This is a genomic window from Bacillus sp. XF8 (genome assembly GCF_017498755.1).
Taxonomy (GTDB): Bacteria; Bacillota; Bacilli; order Bacillales; family Bacillaceae_G; genus Bacillus_A; species Bacillus_A bingmayongensis.
Map to the genome: position 1 here is coordinate 66,760 of NZ_JAGDQK010000033.1, position 16,111 is coordinate 82,870.

General features: G+C 35.4%; 17 protein-coding genes and 1 pseudogene. 13 read left to right on the forward strand and 5 right to left on the reverse strand.

Translation table 11 applies throughout. From position 1 onward, the window contains the following. The first annotated feature begins 51 nt into the window (after positions 1–51). Genes J4P91_RS19500 through J4P91_RS19515 form a run of 4 tightly spaced genes read left to right on the forward strand, consistent with a single transcriptional unit; the run spans position 52 to position 3,897 of the window. On the forward strand, positions 52–1,008 hold the full coding sequence (locus tag J4P91_RS19500) for an ABC transporter permease (protein WP_207995475.1): 957 nt from the start codon (positions 52–54) through the stop codon (positions 1,006–1,008). A 12-nt stretch (positions 1,009–1,020) separates the two neighbouring features. After that, the gene (gene opp4C, locus J4P91_RS19505; RefSeq protein WP_207995476.1) at positions 1,021–1,944 is read left to right on the forward strand and encodes an oligopeptide ABC transporter permease; all 924 of its coding nucleotides are present in this window, start codon (positions 1,021–1,023) and stop codon (positions 1,942–1,944) included. Positions 1,945–1,954: 10 nt separating this feature from the next. After that, on the forward strand, positions 1,955–2,935 hold the full coding sequence (locus J4P91_RS19510) for an ABC transporter ATP-binding protein (protein WP_207995477.1): 981 nt from the start codon (positions 1,955–1,957) through the stop codon (positions 2,933–2,935). After that, positions 2,932–3,897, forward strand: coding sequence for an ABC transporter ATP-binding protein (locus tag J4P91_RS19515; protein WP_207995478.1), 966 nt, complete (start codon positions 2,932–2,934; stop codon positions 3,895–3,897). Before J4P91_RS19510 ends, J4P91_RS19515 begins: the two co-directional genes overlap by 4 nt. A 39-nt stretch (positions 3,898–3,936) precedes the next feature. On the opposite strand, the gene J4P91_RS19520 is transcribed toward J4P91_RS19515, so the two are convergent. The 3 genes from J4P91_RS19520 to J4P91_RS19530 all read right to left on the reverse strand — a co-directional run bounded on the left by J4P91_RS19520 (position 3,937) and on the right by J4P91_RS19530 (position 6,619). After that, positions 3,937–4,809 carry a Cof-type HAD-IIB family hydrolase gene (locus tag J4P91_RS19520; RefSeq protein ID WP_374192059.1) on the reverse strand — a complete coding sequence of 291 codons (873 nt, stop codon included), beginning with the start codon at positions 4,807–4,809 and terminating at the stop codon, positions 3,937–3,939. Between the two features lie 419 nt (positions 4,810–5,228). Beyond that, positions 5,229–6,041, reverse strand: a complete 813-nt coding sequence (locus J4P91_RS19525) for a sugar phosphate isomerase/epimerase family protein (RefSeq protein ID WP_207995480.1) — start codon at positions 6,039–6,041, stop codon at positions 5,229–5,231. Between the two features lie 2 nt (positions 6,042–6,043). After that, entirely contained in the window at positions 6,044–6,619 is a 576-nt protein-coding gene (locus J4P91_RS19530; RefSeq protein ID WP_207995481.1) for a glycerol-3-phosphate responsive antiterminator, read from the reverse strand. A gap of 358 nt (positions 6,620–6,977) precedes the next feature. Here J4P91_RS19530 and J4P91_RS19535 point away from each other — a divergent pair, with 358 nt between their 5' ends. The 5 genes from J4P91_RS19535 to J4P91_RS19555 all read left to right on the forward strand — a co-directional run bounded on the left by J4P91_RS19535 (position 6,978) and on the right by J4P91_RS19555 (position 8,812). Continuing rightward, positions 6,978–7,790 carry an HAD-IIA family hydrolase gene (locus tag J4P91_RS19535; protein WP_207995482.1) on the forward strand — a complete coding sequence of 271 codons (813 nt, stop codon included), beginning with the start codon at positions 6,978–6,980 and terminating at the stop codon, positions 7,788–7,790. 360 nt (positions 7,791–8,150) lie between these two features. Continuing rightward, positions 8,151–8,261, forward strand: coding sequence for a DUF3948 family protein (locus J4P91_RS19540; protein ID WP_207995483.1), 111 nt, complete (start codon positions 8,151–8,153; stop codon positions 8,259–8,261). A gap of 78 nt (positions 8,262–8,339) precedes the next feature. After that, positions 8,340–8,450: a DUF3948 family protein gene (locus J4P91_RS19545; protein ID WP_090694110.1), complete on the forward strand. Its 111-nt coding sequence runs from the start codon at positions 8,340–8,342 to the stop codon at positions 8,448–8,450. A gap of 77 nt (positions 8,451–8,527) precedes the next feature. After that, positions 8,528–8,638, forward strand: coding sequence for a DUF3948 family protein (locus tag J4P91_RS19550; RefSeq protein WP_017154245.1), 111 nt, complete (start codon positions 8,528–8,530; stop codon positions 8,636–8,638). Positions 8,639–8,698: 60 nt separating this feature from the next. Then, entirely contained in the window at positions 8,699–8,812 is a 114-nt protein-coding gene (locus J4P91_RS19555; protein WP_026049362.1) for a DUF3948 family protein, read from the forward strand. 300 nt (positions 8,813–9,112) lie between these two features. Here J4P91_RS19555 and anmK read toward each other — a convergent pair whose 3' ends face one another. Continuing rightward, the gene (gene anmK / locus J4P91_RS19560; RefSeq protein ID WP_207995484.1) at positions 9,113–10,291 is read right to left on the reverse strand and encodes an anhydro-N-acetylmuramic acid kinase AnmK; all 1,179 of its coding nucleotides are present in this window, start codon (positions 10,289–10,291) and stop codon (positions 9,113–9,115) included. A 392-nt stretch (positions 10,292–10,683) separates the two neighbouring features. Next, a pseudogene (locus tag J4P91_RS19565) lies at positions 10,684–12,257 on the reverse strand (glycoside hydrolase family 10-like protein). A gap of 458 nt (positions 12,258–12,715) precedes the next feature. Here J4P91_RS19565 and J4P91_RS19570 point away from each other — a divergent pair. The 4 genes from J4P91_RS19570 to J4P91_RS19585 all read left to right on the forward strand — a co-directional run bounded on the left by J4P91_RS19570 (position 12,716) and on the right by J4P91_RS19585 (position 16,084). After that, positions 12,716–13,021 (forward strand): PTS sugar transporter subunit IIB, encoded by a 306-nt coding sequence (locus tag J4P91_RS19570; RefSeq protein WP_207995485.1) that lies wholly within the window; start codon positions 12,716–12,718, stop codon positions 13,019–13,021. Positions 13,022–13,071: 50 nt separating this feature from the next. Continuing rightward, entirely contained in the window at positions 13,072–14,361 is a 1,290-nt protein-coding gene (locus J4P91_RS19575) for a PTS sugar transporter subunit IIC (RefSeq protein ID WP_207995486.1), read from the forward strand. Between the two features lie 72 nt (positions 14,362–14,433). Continuing rightward, the gene (locus J4P91_RS19580; RefSeq protein ID WP_207995487.1) at positions 14,434–14,718 is read left to right on the forward strand and encodes a hypothetical protein; all 285 of its coding nucleotides are present in this window, start codon (positions 14,434–14,436) and stop codon (positions 14,716–14,718) included. Between the two features lie 43 nt (positions 14,719–14,761). Further along, positions 14,762–16,084 carry a 6-phospho-beta-glucosidase gene (locus J4P91_RS19585; RefSeq protein ID WP_207995488.1) on the forward strand — a complete coding sequence of 441 codons (1,323 nt, stop codon included), beginning with the start codon at positions 14,762–14,764 and terminating at the stop codon, positions 16,082–16,084. Positions 16,085–16,111 lie beyond the last annotated feature (27 nt).

Consider the following 16,111-nt stretch of genomic DNA (forward strand, 5'->3'; position numbering starts at 1 on the left):
TTGAAAAAATGTTCTTCTATTTTTAAGTAAATATGATTGGGGAGACAAAAAGTGAAGACATATATCATTCGTAGGTTTCTGCAAATGATTCCTACATTGTTTGGTACATCTATTATTATCTTTTTCTTATTTGCCCTCCTGCCGGGCGATTATGTTGATTCTAATCCAAAGTTAACGCCAGAACGAGCACAAGAATTAAGAGAATTATATGGATTAAATAAACCAATTATTGAGCGATACTTTCATTGGTTAGGCAATGCATTACACGGTGATTTCGGTTTCTCATTGCAATATCAAGAGCCGGTGACATCATTACTAAATAAATTCATTTGGAATACTTTTATTGTTGCAGTGGCAGCTTTATTTTTCACTTGGATACTCGCACTTATTATTGGCGTTGTTTCAGCGACAAAACAACATTCATGGTTTGATAGACTTGTCACAATTGGTGTTTTTGCTGCGATGTCATTTCCATCATTCTTTATCGGATTATTTCTAATTAAAGTATTGGCAGTTGATCTAAATTTATTGCCAATTGGCGGTATGATTGACATTGGGAGTAATTCGACTGGCATTACATACATATTAGAAGTATTACGACATATGATTTTACCGGTGTTTATTTTAACGCTTCTTGGGGTAGGATCATTAACGCGCTATTTTAGAACGGGCATGCTTGAGGTCGTAAGACAAGATTATATCCGTACTGCACGTGCAAAAGGTTTGAAAGAAAAAGCTGTTATTTATAAACATGCACTAAAAAATGCGATTTTACCAGCGATTACATTACTTGCATTTGAATTACCAGGATTGTTCTCAGGAGCAATTATTATTGAACAAATTTTTAACTGGCCAGGTATTGGTAGTATCCAATTGGAAGCATTGAATTTCCGTGATTACACAGTGTTAATGGCATTTACAATGTTTCTTTCATGTTTAACGATTATGGCAAACTTTTTTGCGGATATTGTATATGCGCTTGTTGATCCACGCATTCGGCTGAAGTAAGGGGGGGAAGAGATGGAAACTGCTACAACAATAATTAAGAAAAAGAAAGAACAGAAAAAGGGCAATGAAGCATCACCATGGCATCAGGCTTATAAGAAAATAAAGAAAAATAAATTAGCACTGTTTGGTTTGTATGTTTTAATTTTTATGTTTTTATTTAGTTTCATTGGACCATTCTTTTCGCCGTATGCTGAAGGAACAGTACAAGTAACACAAATTAATAAACCACCGAATTTTTCACATTGGCTTGGCACAGATCAATTGGGACGAGATATTTTAACACGATTAATGCAAGCTGGCCGGATTTCATTAACAATTGGTTTAGCTTCGATGGTTTTATCTGTCATACTTGGAGCAATATTAGGGGCTATTTCCGGTTTTTACCGTGGTATTGTAGATCATATTATTATGCGTATCGCGGATGTGTTAATGTCTATCCCAGGATTACCATTACTGATAATTATGGGAGCTATCTTATCTGAATGGAAACTCCCATCTGAATATCGTCTTTACGTAATCATGATTATCTTAAGTCTGGTAGGTTGGCCAGGGCTTGCCCGTCTTGTTAGAGGACAAATTTTGACGCTTCGTGAACAGGCGTTTATGCAAGCTGCCGATGTATTAGGATTAAAAGATTCTCGCAAAATTCTCCATCATTTAATTCCGAATGTTTTTCCGCTATTAATTGTTGTGGCAACGTTAGGTGTGGCGGGATCTATTTTAAGCGAATCGGCATTAAGTTATTTAGGGCTTGGGGTTGTCCCACCAACACCATCATGGGGAAATATGATTAGTGCTGCGAACTCATTAATTGATTTCCAAAAACGTCCATGGTTATGGATACCGCCTGGTTTTGCGATTTTTATAACAGTTGTATCAATTAACTTACTTGGTGATGCACTTCGTGATGCATTAGATCCAAAAATGAAGCGGTAGGTGAGGGAGCATGGGTAAAGCAGTAGTAGAGCTAAAGGATTTACAAACGCACTTTCAGACGGAAGAAGGTACAGTAAAGGCTGTCAATCATGTTAGTTTTTCTGTACGAGAAGGTGAAACTGTTTGTGTAGTAGGAGAATCAGGTTGTGGGAAAAGTGTAACAGCTTTATCTATTATGGGACTTATTGCTGAATCTGGCGGCATTGTTGGTGGTGATATCCTTTATGAAGGTCAAAGTCTCTTGGGCATGAAAGAGAAGGAGCTTCGAAGTTTAAGAGGAAATGATATTGCGATGATTTTCCAAGAGCCGATGACATCCCTCAACCCGGTTTTTACTGTTGGGGAACAAATTGTTGAGACGTTAAGAGAACATGAACTTCTTAGTAAAAATGAAGCGTATAAGAAAGCAATTGAATTAATTCGTAAAGTTGGTATTGCACGTGCGGATGAAATAGTACATTCCTATCCACATGAGCTAAGTGGTGGAATGTTGCAACGGATTATGATTGCGATTGCACTAAGTTGTAACCCTAAACTATTAATTGCCGATGAGCCTACAACAGCCCTGGATGTTACAATCCAGGCGCAAATATTAGATCTACTAAGACAAGTAAAAGAGGAATTTAAAACATCCATTTTATTAATTACACATGATTTAGGTGTAGTAGCAGAAATGGCAGATTACGTTGTTGTGATGTATGGTGGTAAAGTCATTGAAGAAGCACCTGTACTGGAGCTATTCCAAAATCCGAAACATCCATATACGAAAGGTTTATTAAAATCAAAGCCGGTGATGGGAAAACGAACAGATAAGCTTTATTCAATTCCAGGGCAAGTTCCAAACTTAGTTGGCCTAGGAGAATTTTGCTACTTTAGTGGTCGCTGTGAACATTGCATGGACATATGCAAAAATGCAGTACCCGATCTTGAAGTACATGAAGATAATCATAAAGTAGCTTGCTGGTTATATGAGGAGCGTGCTGAGCAATGAGTGAACCGTTATTAGAAGTAAAGAATTTAAAAACGTATTTTCCTATTAAAGGCGGCGTATTTAGTAGAACGATTGGGCATGTAAAAGCGGTAGATGGAGTTAGCTTTACGATTAATAAAGGTGAAGTATTTGGTCTAGTCGGTGAATCCGGAAGTGGAAAGACGACGATTGGTAAAACAATTCTTCGTCTCGTTCAAAAAACAGAGGGCGAAGTGAAATTTAAAGGTCAAGATGTTCACACGTTATCGAAAGAAGAACTGCGGAAACATCGTCCTAATATGCAACTTGTATTCCAAGATCCATTTAGTTCATTAAATCCACGGATGCGAATTGGAGAAGCGCTTGGTGAACCGATGTTAGCTCACGGTTTAGCAACGAAAGAAAATGTTCGTGAAAAGGTATTAGAAGTGCTAGAGTTATGTGGATTAGCACCTTATCATATCGATCGTTATCCTCATGAGTTTTCTGGTGGACAACGTCAGCGTATTGTTATTGCAAGGGCGATGGTATTAAACCCAGAATTTATTGTTGCTGATGAACCCGTTGCGGCATTAGATGTATCGATTCAAGCACAAATTATTAATTTGTTTAGCGAATTACAAGAGAAAAAAGGTTTATCCTATTTATTTATTTCACATGATTTAAGTGTTGTCGAACACTTATGTACAAAAATAGGTATTATGTATTTAGGGACAATCGTGGAAACAGCACCTCGTAATGAGCTATTTGCAAATCCGCTTCATCCATATACGAAGGCTTTGTTATCCGCAGTACCAATTCCCGATCCAACTGTTAAGCGAGAAAGGATTATTCTACAAGGGGATATTCCAAGTCCTGCGAATCCACCATCAGGCTGCCGCTTTCATACACGTTGCCCATTTGCAACAGATATTTGTAAGCAGACTGTACCGGAATTTCGTGATGTTGGAGAAGGACATCTTGTTGCTTGTCATCATGTATAAAAGAAAAGGACTCTTCCGCATTATGGAAGAGTCCTTATTTTATTTACTTGATGATGGTTGTTTTAGTACATATTGTTCAATTGCATGTGCAACACCGTGTTCATCATTTGTTAATGTAACAACATCACATAATTTCTTTACATCTTCTTCAGCATTTCCCATCGCAACAGATAGACCGGCTACTTCAAGCATCGGTACATCATTAAAGTTATCACCAATTGCAATTGTATCTTGAATTGGAATGTTGAAATATGATGCCATTTCTTGTAATCCATTTCCTTTATGGCCATGCTTGTCCATAATTTCTAAATTTGTCGGAGCTGATGCTGTGACCATAATTTCTTTATCTTCTTGTAAAGAATGCAGTAGCTGTGAACGATGATCTGCATCAAATGTTAAAATAAAGAATTTCGAGATTTCTAACTCTGGATTATTTACGACATCTTCGATTTTTTGGAAATCAGTAATTAAGTTAGATTTTTTTTGCTTCTCTGTAATTCTTTCCAATTCTTCAATTGTAACATCAAGCGCATGCTTATTTTCTTCGAATGTATGCATTACTTTTTCATTCCAATTGTAAGGAGAATAAACTCCTTTATTTGTGTACAGCTTATATGGAAATCCTTCAGCTTCTAGTAATTTCGCAAGCTTGTATACTTTATCATTTTGTAAACAACGTGCGTTAATTACTTTTCCATCAACATAAACAATTGCCCCATTGCTTGCTCCAACTGGAAGTGATAATTGATACTCTTCCAATAGTTTTAAAGCGTCTTCTTTCGCACGACCAGAACAAATCATTACCACATGACCGGCTGCTTTAGCACTCTGAATAGCTTGTAAATTTTCCTTGGAGATTTCAAGATTAGATGATAGTAGTGTACCATCCATATCTAGTGCGATTAATTTCAAACTGACCACCTCTTTGCTTTTATTATACATATATAAGTACAAATTGAAAAACTGACATAGAACCTTTCTTTTTAGGTGGGAGAGAGAGCATCCGTCCATGCATAGAAGCAGCCAGATCCTTTTCCTGCCCCAGCCAAGTTAAAACAAAGAGAGAAAACGAGTGCAGGTCACCTTTTGTTCTTCGTAGAAGCGAATTATATGTTGAAAAATCAAAATGGATTTATCTCGCATTAATGGACAGTAGCACTCCTACCTCAAAATTCAGCGGAATAAAAGAAGTTAGGTGGGGGATGAACTGTCTGTAAAAGCCCGACTGGTGAGGGCTAATAATCAGTGGGGATGGAGAAAACCCCCACTGATTAACGTTTCGCTTTATATAGTTATGAAAGGAATAAAAAAAAGACTGCGTACAGTCTATTTTAGAGAGAGGTGTGTGTCTGTATGATCTTGTTCAGTAATAATTGATTATGTTCTCGTAGTTTTTTTATATTTACGTCGAATCCATATTCTAGTAAAAAGTAAGAGGGGAGCTGTGGCTGTTTGTGCAAGGCTGAAAAAATTGGTTCCCAGTTAATAGAGCCGTTACCAATTGGTAAATGTTCATCTTCTACTCCGTGGTTATCATTTAAATGTATTGTCCATAGGCGAGAAGAAGTTTGCTCAATAACATTTGGGATATTCCAGTTGTTGAGATAGGCATGCCCTGTATCGAGAACATATCCAATTATATTTGGATCAAATTGATCTACAAATGAAATGTATTCTTGTTCTGTAAATAAAGATGTTCCATTATATCCAACGTTTTCAATTACTAATTTAATCCCTAATTCTTTTGCTTCTTTATATAGAGTATAGACAGCCTCGGTAGCTAATTCTTGCGCAGTATGTAAGTGAAACAAAGGTGAAACATAAAAACCAGGATGAACAACGAAATAATGAGCATCTATATTATGTGCAAAATGAAGAGCTGTTATATGTTGTTTCAGCGCCGCATTACGCAATTCCTTATTTTCAATGGCTAAATTCACACCCCACGCTGGTGGATGAACAGCATAGGTTACATTTAAATTTTTTAGTGAAACTACTTTTTCTTGATATATGGAGGCTAAATCATACCACTCACTGCCATCTAGCAATAATTCTATATAGTCTGCTTCCTGCTCCATAAACATTGGGATTTTTTCTTCTATGCTTGCCGGGAATAACAATAAATCCAAATAACCAATTTGCATCGTTATACTCCTTCCATAATTTTATGATTCCATAATTTTTCTTTACTTAATGAAATACCTTCTACTTGAGAATGTAGTGCAGCCTTTACTTGTTCTTCTGTCCAAATAAGACCTCCTAGAATGATGGGTTGTGATAGTTGTTGTTTTAAGATAGGGACGATATTTGGAGCGATACCTGGCATGATTTCTACTATATCAGGTTTATTTACTTTGATATTATGCATGGCTGTATGAAGTGAATTGCTATCAATTAAGAAGATGCGCTGAATGGCAAGTAAACCTTCTTTTTTTGCTGCTTTAATAGACATGCCTTTCGTTGAAACAATCCCGGTTGGTGTACAGTACTTCTTTAGAAAATGAATCGCTTCTATATCATTAGATAAACCTTTTATTAAATCGAGATGAATGAATAGTGGCTTTGGGCATTCTTTTAGTACCTTTCTATATTTGATGAAAAATGATAATGTTCCATTCATCAATAGTAGTGCATCGGCATCAGAGGTAAGCGCTTTGTTAATATTTTCGCATGTGCACGCAGCGATGAGGCGTTGCTTTTTGAAGAAAGATTGTGTGTTCAATGGATATCCTTCCTTTACAATAAGACTCTATAACCTCATTGTAAGCGGATAATGTTAAGGAAGTTTTAAACTAATGTTAACAAAAGTTGTTCCACATATTTACAAATGACGACATGTTCCTTAACATTTCCTTAATATTACTTTGTTATTTTTGAAATATAAACATATGGGAGCTCACGAGGCAGGAGACGAAGAGAAAGCCTTTCATGAGGTAATAGAGAAGTGAAGCTGTACACTTTTGTACGGATTTGTTTACTATTGCTTTTTGAAAGGCTTTTTTACGTATTCATTTTGAGATTTAAAATATGTGAGGCTCTGATTTTGTTTCTATTTTTTAGAAAGGAGTTGTTTTAGAAAATTGAGGAATCCTTTAAATCTTCAAGCTTATTTATTTGATTTAGATGGCACAATCTATTTAGAGGATCAGTTGTTGCCAGGTGTAATAGAGATTATTTCTTATGTACGTGCTCAAAATAAGAAGCTTATGTTTATTACGAATACGTCCATTAAAACAAGGGTTTGTATTCAGAAGAGTTTAGCTAACTTAGGATTACAAGTCGATTTGTCTGAAATTATGACAGCAGCTTTTCTAGCAGCTCAATATTTTTATGAGACAAATCGAGATGCCAATGTATTTGTTGTTGGGAGCGAACACGTCTTCCAAGAATTGAAAACCTTTCATATTAGGGTGACAAATAATCCGCTAGAAGCTACACATGTTCTTGTTGGATTAGATAAAACATTTTCATATAAAAAACTACATGAGTGTATGCAGGCAATTCAAAGCGGAGCACAGCTGGTTGAAATCAACCCGGACTCGTTTTGCCCTATTCAAGGTGATCGTATTCCAGATACAGGTTCATTGGTAAAAGCGATTGAAGTAGCGACTGATACAAAAGCGACAGTCACAATTGGTAAACCTTCTTACTACTATATTCATAAAGTCATGCTTTCTTTATGTTTACAGCCAGAGGAATGCTTAGTTATAGGAGACCGTTTAGATACTGATATTTTATTTGGAAAGCAAGCAAATATGAGGACGGCCCTTGTACTAACAGGTGTCACTTCTTATGAAATGGCAATGAAATCAGTTTTGAAGGCAGATATTATTGTAGGCACTGTACAAGAATTACATAAACAACTACATCTTGATGTGAGAAAAAAGGTTTGATATCGGCTGTTAAAAATCGGTGTTTTTACGTTCATATTGTACAAAAAGTAGCAGAAGAGCTATTTGGGACTCTTTCTACTACTTTTTATTTCGCTTTGTAATCATAATATTACATTAATGTTACAAATATATATGTATTGGAAAATGCTATATAAAGGGGTTTATGAATGTTTGCAAATAATGTCGTAAAAAAAATGTAATAAATTTTACGTATTTATATTGCAGTATGAAAAAACTTATGTTACATTAATGTTACAAACGTTACACAAGTTGTTTTAATGTAACGTTAAGATAAAAACTATGAATTAATCATTTCTTAGAAATTACATATAAATATCTATTAATAAGGAGAGAGTAAATATGAAAAACGAACAAGTATTACAACTAACAAAAATGGATTTATTAGGATCAGCAGGCGGAGCGGCAGTATTAACAGCATTGATCGTACTTCTTTCTAACGTTTTAGTATAATAGAAAACTTTGTACAAGCAGTAGAGCGGATCGTATCAAATAAAAAGAAAGTTATGAATTGAAGGGAGAATGGAAAGCATGGAAAACAAAGAAGTATTACAAGTAACAAAAATGGATTTATTAGGATCAGCAAGTGGAGCAGCAGTATTAACGGCATTAATCGTATTTCTAGCTAACGCTTTAGTATAATAAGAATTTTGTGAAAGAAGTGGCATAGGTATTACAACGTAAAAAAGATAGTTATAAATTGAAGGGAGAATGGGAATATGGAAAACAAAGAAGTATTACAACTAACAAAAATGGACTTATTAGGATCAGCAGGAGCAGCAACAGCGTTAACAGCATTAATCGTATTTCTTTCAAGTGTATTAGTATAATAGAAGTTTTGTACAAGTAATAGAGCAGCATGAAGAGTGTAAAATAAATATGAAAGGAGAATGAGGAGTATGGAACAAGTATTACAAGTAACAAAAATGGATTTCTTAGGGGCAGCAGGTGGAGCAGCAGTGTTAACAGCACTTATTGTATTCCTTGCAAATGTATTAGTATGATAAGTATAGATAAGTGGAATTTCTCATATGTTATTCGTACTATTATTCAAAAAAAATAAAGACTCTAGCATATTATAGATAGTTAATATGTTAGAGTCTTTTTTGCAATAATAGATAGAAATACAAACTAGTACAAATAGCCCCAATACCCCTATTAGAAGGTTTTTGAACACAAGACTACACCTTCGTAATAACCACATTATAATTTCTCTATTTTATCCCGCTATTCGTGGGCAGTAAGACCCCACCTCAAGATTCAGAGAGGGACGGGGAACCACCACCGCTGATGGAGGGTTCACTTTATTCTAAAGAATTTCTTTTCTTAATCCAATGATCTGACATAGGAAAGGATACGTTCCCAAGAACGACAGCGTTTTTTGCACCCGTAGCATTTGGAACATTACTTGGGTTACCATGGTAGGTTTCATTTGCAAGAAGGGCGAACGCTACAGCTTCTTTAGCCTCCGAAGAGTATCCTAACTCTTCTTGGGTGTAAATTTGAATGGATTCCCCGAGTAGTGACTGAATCATTTTTAGTAAAGTTTTATTATAGCTGCCACCGCCTCCAATAATTACTTCATCGATTTTTACTTGTGGAAAGATGAATTTGCGATAGTTCTCTACAATAGATTTCGCTGTAAACATTGTTACAGTCGCTACTATATCGTGGCTTGAAAGCGAATTAAACTTGTTTAATAGTATTTCAACATATTGTTTACCAAACAATTCTCTACCTGTTGTTTTTGGAGGAGGGCTCATAATATAAGGATGATTTACACAGTATGATAAGAGCTGTTCATTTATTTTTCCTTGTTTAGCTAAATTACCATCTTCATCGTATCCTATGTTAAACAATTGGCGACATACCTCATCAATAATCATATTTCCAGGTCCTGTATCAAAGGCATACATATCATTTAGTGAAGCTTGCTTGGGTAAAACAGTAACATTTCCAATGCCTCCAATGTTTTGTAGCAATCTTCCCTTTGTTTCACTTCGATAAAGAACATATTCAGTATAAGGTACTAGAGGAGCGCCCTGTCCACCGGCTGCCATGTCCATAGTACGAAAATTAGATATTACGGTTGTATTTGTTTCGTAAGCAATTACCGAAGGTTCCCCAATTTGTAGTGTTGAAGGTACCCAGTTTTGTTCTTGCAAAGGCTGATGGTAAATAGTTTGTCCATGGGATCCTATAAGATCCAACTGCTCTAAAGGAAGCCCAGCTTTCTTGCAAACTTCTTTTGTAGCATCTGCGAATAATTTTCCTAGCTTAAAGTTTAAACTACAAATTAACTGCACATTTGATGTATTTACAGACAGAGACTGTATAATTTCTTCTTCAACATCTTTTGGAAAAGGATATGTTACAAACTCAATCATTTCTATTTCCGTCTTTACTCCGCTATTATTTACACGTACAAGCGCAGCATCAATACCATCCAATGATGTTCCAGACATTAACCCAACAATGTACATTATGATTACACCTGCTTTACATAGATTTTTAACTTCCTTACTAATTAATAATGTCCGCTTTTATAAAACCATGATAAAAGTGAGACAGCATTTTTTTACACTTAAATCTATGGTTTTTCTAGTTCCCGTCTTTTTGTTAAGTGTACTATCATTATTAAAAAAATATAAAGCGATTACAAAATTTAATTTCGCTGATTAGAATAAATTTTTTTGAAATAATTTGAAGATAGAAAGTCAAGAGTGAGAAAAGAACCATCATGTTAAAGGTTTACAATTTTTAATGTGATGGCTCTTCATCAGTTTACTTCTTTGTAAACATGGCTTCACAATCAACGCTGTTCTTTAATTATTTATACTCTATATTCTATTGATGAACGATAAAACATATAAGATTATTTCACTTGCACTTTAATCTGACTTGTTTGTTTACTTTCATTATGTGTACGGTCTAAGGCAGTCACAATATATGTGTAAGTCTTTCCTTTCTGTACAGTACTATCAATATACAATTGACTATGAGTGTCTTTACGAACCGTAGTTAGTAGGTTAGTTGCATCTTTAATATTTCCGTTGTTCTTTCCTTCAAAACGATAAATTGCATAATAAGATGCATCCCCTTGCTTATGGTCTTGAATTTCAAATTGTACTCCTTCTTTTGTTTGTTTTGCTTTACTAACCTTTGGTGCCTTTGGAGCATCATTATCAATCCAAGGCATAGGTGGAATCAATGCGGGATGCTTGTAAATGTCGTTGCTCAAACGATCTGCAATTCCAAGGGGATTTGCCCTTAAATCTTTTGCGCTAAAATGTATGCTGCCATCAAATTCTTTATAGGTGCGATTTAACTTTAATTGGTTTGGCATTTCTTCTGGATTGAACCAATTTTGTACACCATTGGAAGCTGTGTTAATTTTATAGTCTGCTTGTCCAATATAAAGCTGAACATTTTTACCTTTAACTTCCTTTGTCCACCAATCGAGAAGTTTTGCATAATCTGCTACAGGAAGACCAATATTCCAGTATAGCTGAGGTGCTATATAATCAATGTATCCATTATTAATCCATGTTCTCGTATCAGCATATAGATCATCATAGTTCGTTTGTCCAGCAGCAGTATCAGAACCCGTTGGATCGGTTGCTTTATTGCGCCATACGCCAAATGGACTAATACCGAACTTTACATAAGGCTTTTCTATTTTAATGGCTTGATTAATATGTTTAACAAGATTATTTACATTATCGCGGCGCCAGTCTTCTATATTTGTAAATGTACTTTCCCCATATTTTTTATACGTATCTTCATCAGGAAAAGGTACTCCAGCAATCTTGTAAGGATAGAAATAATCATCCATATGCACTGCATCGATATCATAATTTTTAACAACTTCCATAATACCGTCAATTACAAATTGCTGTACTTCTGGAATGCCTGGATTAAAGTACAATTGTTCTCCGTAGGGTATTACCCAATCTGGATGTTCTCTAGCAGGATGGGATTCTGGTAGTTCATTAAGATCTGAAAGTTCAGCTGGTTTTCCTAAAGGCATTGTAATACGATACGGATTAAACCACGCATGAAATTCCATATTACGTTTGTGTGCTTCTTCAACCATGAATGCGAGTGGATTGTAGCCTGGATCTTTTCCTTGAACTCCCGTTAAATACTGTGACCAAAGACCATACTCAGAAGGATAAAAGGCATCAGCAGTTGGTTTAATTTGCATAACGACAGCATTCATACCCATTGTTTTTGTTTATCTAAATATTTTGTGAATTCAACTTTTTGTTCAGAGACGGATAAACCTGGTTTTGATGGCCAGTCCATGTTTAACACACTTGCAATCCAAGTTGCGCGTAGCTCATGTTTTAAAAAGATTGTTTCTTGGGGAATAGCCGTAGACGAAGTTTCCGCATTGGCAACTAGATTAGTTGGAAGTAGTAGTGATCCCCCTACAAAAATTGCCATTGCCAATGTACCTACTTTTCTTTTAGAAACTCTTTGTTTACTCAATAGTATGCATCCCTTTCTTATCTTTTTAGTTTACAATAATAATTGTAAGCGTTAACAATTCCATATTATACTCGCTAGTTTTCTAGTTGTATAGATAACATTTGAAATTCCATTTTAAAATTTCTACTTTTTAATTGAAATTTATTTTTAATGGTGTTATAGTTTTGTCAAAGAAAGCGATTTCAAAAAGCGCTTAGATTACGAATGACAGAAGAATGATTTATATGTTAGAGCATTTCACAACGGAATGTTGAAATGAAAAGATTATGTGTTTATAAAAAAAATGAAAGCGCTTATTTTGCGGAGGTGATGAACGAAGAAGAAATAGATCGTTTATTAAAAGTGGCAGCAGTATTTACAAGAAAAGCAATTTAAAATTTATTAAATAAAAAGAAGTAGTAGGAGGAATAAAGATGAAAGTATTATTCGTATGTTCTGGTGGAATGTCAAGTGCAATTGTTGTAAGCGCTTTAAAAAAAGAAGGGGGAAAACAAGGATTAGATTTAGAAGTATTGGCAGTTGGTACTCAAGAATTTGATTCAGAAGTCCGTAACGGTTGGGATGTTGCTATGGTAGCCCCTCAAGTGAAACATCGCTTTGATAGTTTTAAAGATTCTGCAGATGAGGCTGGAGTACCATGTCAAGTAATCCCACCTCAAGCATATAGTCCTCTTGGTGGACCTACTCTATTAAAATTAGTAAACGAACTTGTAAAGTAACAATTTAACAAATAGGTTTAACCATTAAATAACTAAAGGGGAAAATGCGAATGGACAAGTTTGTCGCTTTTTTAGAAAATAACCTTTCAACACCCATGGCTAAATTGTCTGAGCAAAAACATTTACGTGCAATACGTGATGGTGTAGTTTCTGCTTTACCATTCATCATCTTTGGGAGCTTATTTCTTATCATTGCGTTCCCACCTGTAGCAGCAGATTCCGCAATAGGTGAATGGGCAGCAAAACATATTGCAGAGATTTTAATACCTTATCGATTAACGATGTTTATTATGACCCTATACATTACTTTTGGAATAGGTCATAGTCTGTCTCAAAGCTATAAGTTAGATCCGCTATCAGGAGGATTACTATCGGTAGCTGCCTTCTTGTTCACAATAGGCGTAAAAATGATGGATGGTGTAGGGTTTGTATTACCAATGTCAAATCTTGGTGGGCACGGACTCTTTGTAGGGATGCTTGTTTCTATATTTGCGGTTGAAATTCTACGTCTATGTAAGAGTAAAAATATTACAATAAAAATGCCAGATTCCGTTCCGACATCTGTATCTCGTTCATTTGAAGCGTTAATTCCAGTTACAATCGTGCTGGTTATTATGACCCTAATTACAGTAGTCTTAGGTGTTGATCTACATTCACTTGTTGATAAAGCCGTTGCCCCACTTATTAAAGCAGGGGATACATTACCAGGCGTATTAATTCCTGTCTTTTTAATAACATTCTTCTGGTCATTCGGTATTCATGGTGTATCAGTTGTAGGTGCTGTTGCTCGTCCAGTTTGGGAAGTTTACTTAGCTAATAACTCAGCGGCAGTTGCAGCTGGAAAAGCAATCCCTCACGTAGCTCCTGAAACATTCTTCCAATGGTTTATTTGGATTGGTGGCTCTGGTGCAACATTAGGGCTAGTAATTGCTATGTTATTAACAGCAAGATCCAGTTACGGTAAGACGATGGCGAAAGCAACAATTGTTCCAAGTATATTTAACATTAATGAACCCGTTATTTTTGGGATGCCAATTGTGCTAAACCCACTTTTAATTATTCCATTTATCGTGACACCATTAATTGGTGCGACACTTGCATACATCGCAACGTCAATTGGATTAGTAAATCCTACATACGTAATGGTCCCATGGACATTACCAGCCCCAATAGGTGCCTACCTTTCAACGGGTGGTGATTGGAGAGCAATTATTCTTGTATTAATCAATCTTGCAATTTCAATTCTTGTTTATCTACCATTCTATAAAATGTATGATCAAAAGCTTTTAGCACAGGAAAGTACAACAGAAACAACAGAGGACACAAACGTAGCCTTATAAAAATATATGAAAGGGAGTTTGGGACTAAGTACTCCAAACTTCCCTTCATATGAAAGAGAGAAGGGAGATAAAATGAATTCAACATCCAGAATTCACTTTTTTAGTTACAAAAGTGCGTTTCTATTTTTTAGTTTTATTCTTGTTTTTAATCTTATCTTTAATCCTTTAATGAATGCAGTTGGGATAGATAAACAATTGTCATTGTACTTAGATAATCCCTTTGCCATCAGCGCAGGATTAACTCTTGTTCTTATTTTTGTTGAAGGTAAGTTTAAAAACAAGAAACAAGCGTTAATTTTGTTCTTGTCTTTATTAGTAGTAAGTGCACTAATTTGTTACCTTATTGTCTATGCGTAAATGAAAAGAAAAAGTACGTCATCTAAAATGGGGTGTTAGTGAAATGGAAAAGCAAAAAGGAATAAAAATTGCCACAATTGGTGGTGGATCTAGTTACACACCAGAGTTAATTGAAGGTTTTATTAAACGTTATGATGAGTTACCGGTTAGAGAACTTTGGTTAGTGGATATTGAGGCAGGAAGAGAAAAACTTGAGATTGTAGGGAACTTAGCACGAAGAATGGTTGAAAAAGCAGGAGTTCCGATGAAGATCCATTTGACACTAGACCGTCGTCAAGCTTTACAGGATGCTGATTTTGTGACAACGCAAATGAGAGTTGGATTACTAGATGCCCGAATTAAAGACGAGCGTATTCCTCTGCAACTAGGGTTAATTGGTCAAGAAACAAATGGTGCAGGGGGATTATTTAAAGCATTACGAACAATCCCTGTTCTTTTAGAAATCGCAGAAGAAATGCAAGAACTTTGCCCAAATGCATGGTTAATTAACTTTACAAACCCAGCTGGAATGGTAACAGAATCCCTTCTTCGTTACAGCAAGCATAAAAAAGTCATCGGGGTATGTAATGTACCGTTCAATATGCACATGTCTATTTCAAAAATGTTAGGTGTTGAAATGGAGAGAGTACACATTGATTTCGCTGGATTAAACCATATGGTATTCGGGACACACGTATATGTTGATGATCAAGAAGTAACAGAGAAAGTGCTTGAAATGTTAGGAAATCCAGCAATACAAATGACAATGAAGAACATTGCCCCTCTTCCTTGGAATTCAAGATTTTTGAAAGCATTAGGTGTAGTGCCTTGCCCATATCATCGTTATTATTACAAAACAAAAAATATTTTAGATGAAGAATTAGAAGCGTTTAAATCAGGGAAAACACGTGCTGAAATTGTCAAGAAACTAGAGGAAGATCTGTTTGATTTGTATAAAGATGAAAAACTAGACATTAAACCTCCACAATTAGAAAAGCGGGGTGGTGCATACTACAGTGATGCAGCGTGTAATGTTATTTCTTCTATTTATAATGACAAAAAAGACATTCAAGTATTAAATGTCCAAAACAAAAGTGCCATTACCGAAATTGATTATGATTCAGCGGTTGAAGTAAGTTGTATTGTGACAAAAAATGGACCAGTCCCTATAACAATGGGGAAATTGCCCGTTCAAGTTCAAGGATTAATTCAACAAATCAAATCATTTGAAAGAGTAGGTGCTGAGGCAGCTGTAACGGGTTCTTATGATAAGGCTTTATTAGCCTTAACTATTAATCCACTTATTCCAAGTGATGATTTAGCTGAAGTTGTATTACAGAAATTATTAGAAGCTCATAAAGAGTATCTACCACGTTTTTTTAGATAATTAGGATAATAATAAATTTAATATTAA

Bases quoted from the DNA above. Each gene is read 5' to 3' on its own strand.
- anmK (WP_207995484.1), bottom strand. From the start codon at position 10,291: ATGTACATTGTTGGGTTAATGTCTGGAACATCATTGGATGGTATTGAT.
- J4P91_RS19515 (WP_207995478.1), top strand. From the start codon at position 2,932: ATGAGTGAACCGTTATTAGAAGTAAAGAATTTAAAAACGTATTTTCCT.
- J4P91_RS19580 (WP_207995487.1), top strand. From the start codon at position 14,434: ATGAATTCAACATCCAGAATTCACTTTTTTAGTTACAAAAGTGCGTTT.
- J4P91_RS19510 (WP_207995477.1), top strand. From the start codon at position 1,955: ATGGGTAAAGCAGTAGTAGAGCTAAAGGATTTACAAACGCACTTTCAG.
- J4P91_RS19550 (WP_017154245.1), top strand. From the start codon at position 8,528: ATGGAAAACAAAGAAGTATTACAACTAACAAAAATGGACTTATTAGGA.
- opp4C (WP_207995476.1), top strand. From the start codon at position 1,021: ATGGAAACTGCTACAACAATAATTAAGAAAAAGAAAGAACAGAAAAAG.
- J4P91_RS19585 (WP_207995488.1), top strand. From the start codon at position 14,762: ATGGAAAAGCAAAAAGGAATAAAAATTGCCACAATTGGTGGTGGATCT.
- J4P91_RS19540 (WP_207995483.1), top strand. From the start codon at position 8,151: ATGAAAAACGAACAAGTATTACAACTAACAAAAATGGATTTATTAGGA.
- J4P91_RS19555 (WP_026049362.1), top strand. From the start codon at position 8,699: ATGAGGAGTATGGAACAAGTATTACAAGTAACAAAAATGGATTTCTTA.
- J4P91_RS19525 (WP_207995480.1), bottom strand. From the start codon at position 6,041: ATGCAAATTGGTTATTTGGATTTATTGTTATTCCCGGCAAGCATAGAA.
- J4P91_RS19570 (WP_207995485.1), top strand. From the start codon at position 12,716: ATGAAAGTATTATTCGTATGTTCTGGTGGAATGTCAAGTGCAATTGTT.
- J4P91_RS19545 (WP_090694110.1), top strand. From the start codon at position 8,340: ATGGAAAACAAAGAAGTATTACAAGTAACAAAAATGGATTTATTAGGA.
- J4P91_RS19575 (WP_207995486.1), top strand. From the start codon at position 13,072: ATGGACAAGTTTGTCGCTTTTTTAGAAAATAACCTTTCAACACCCATG.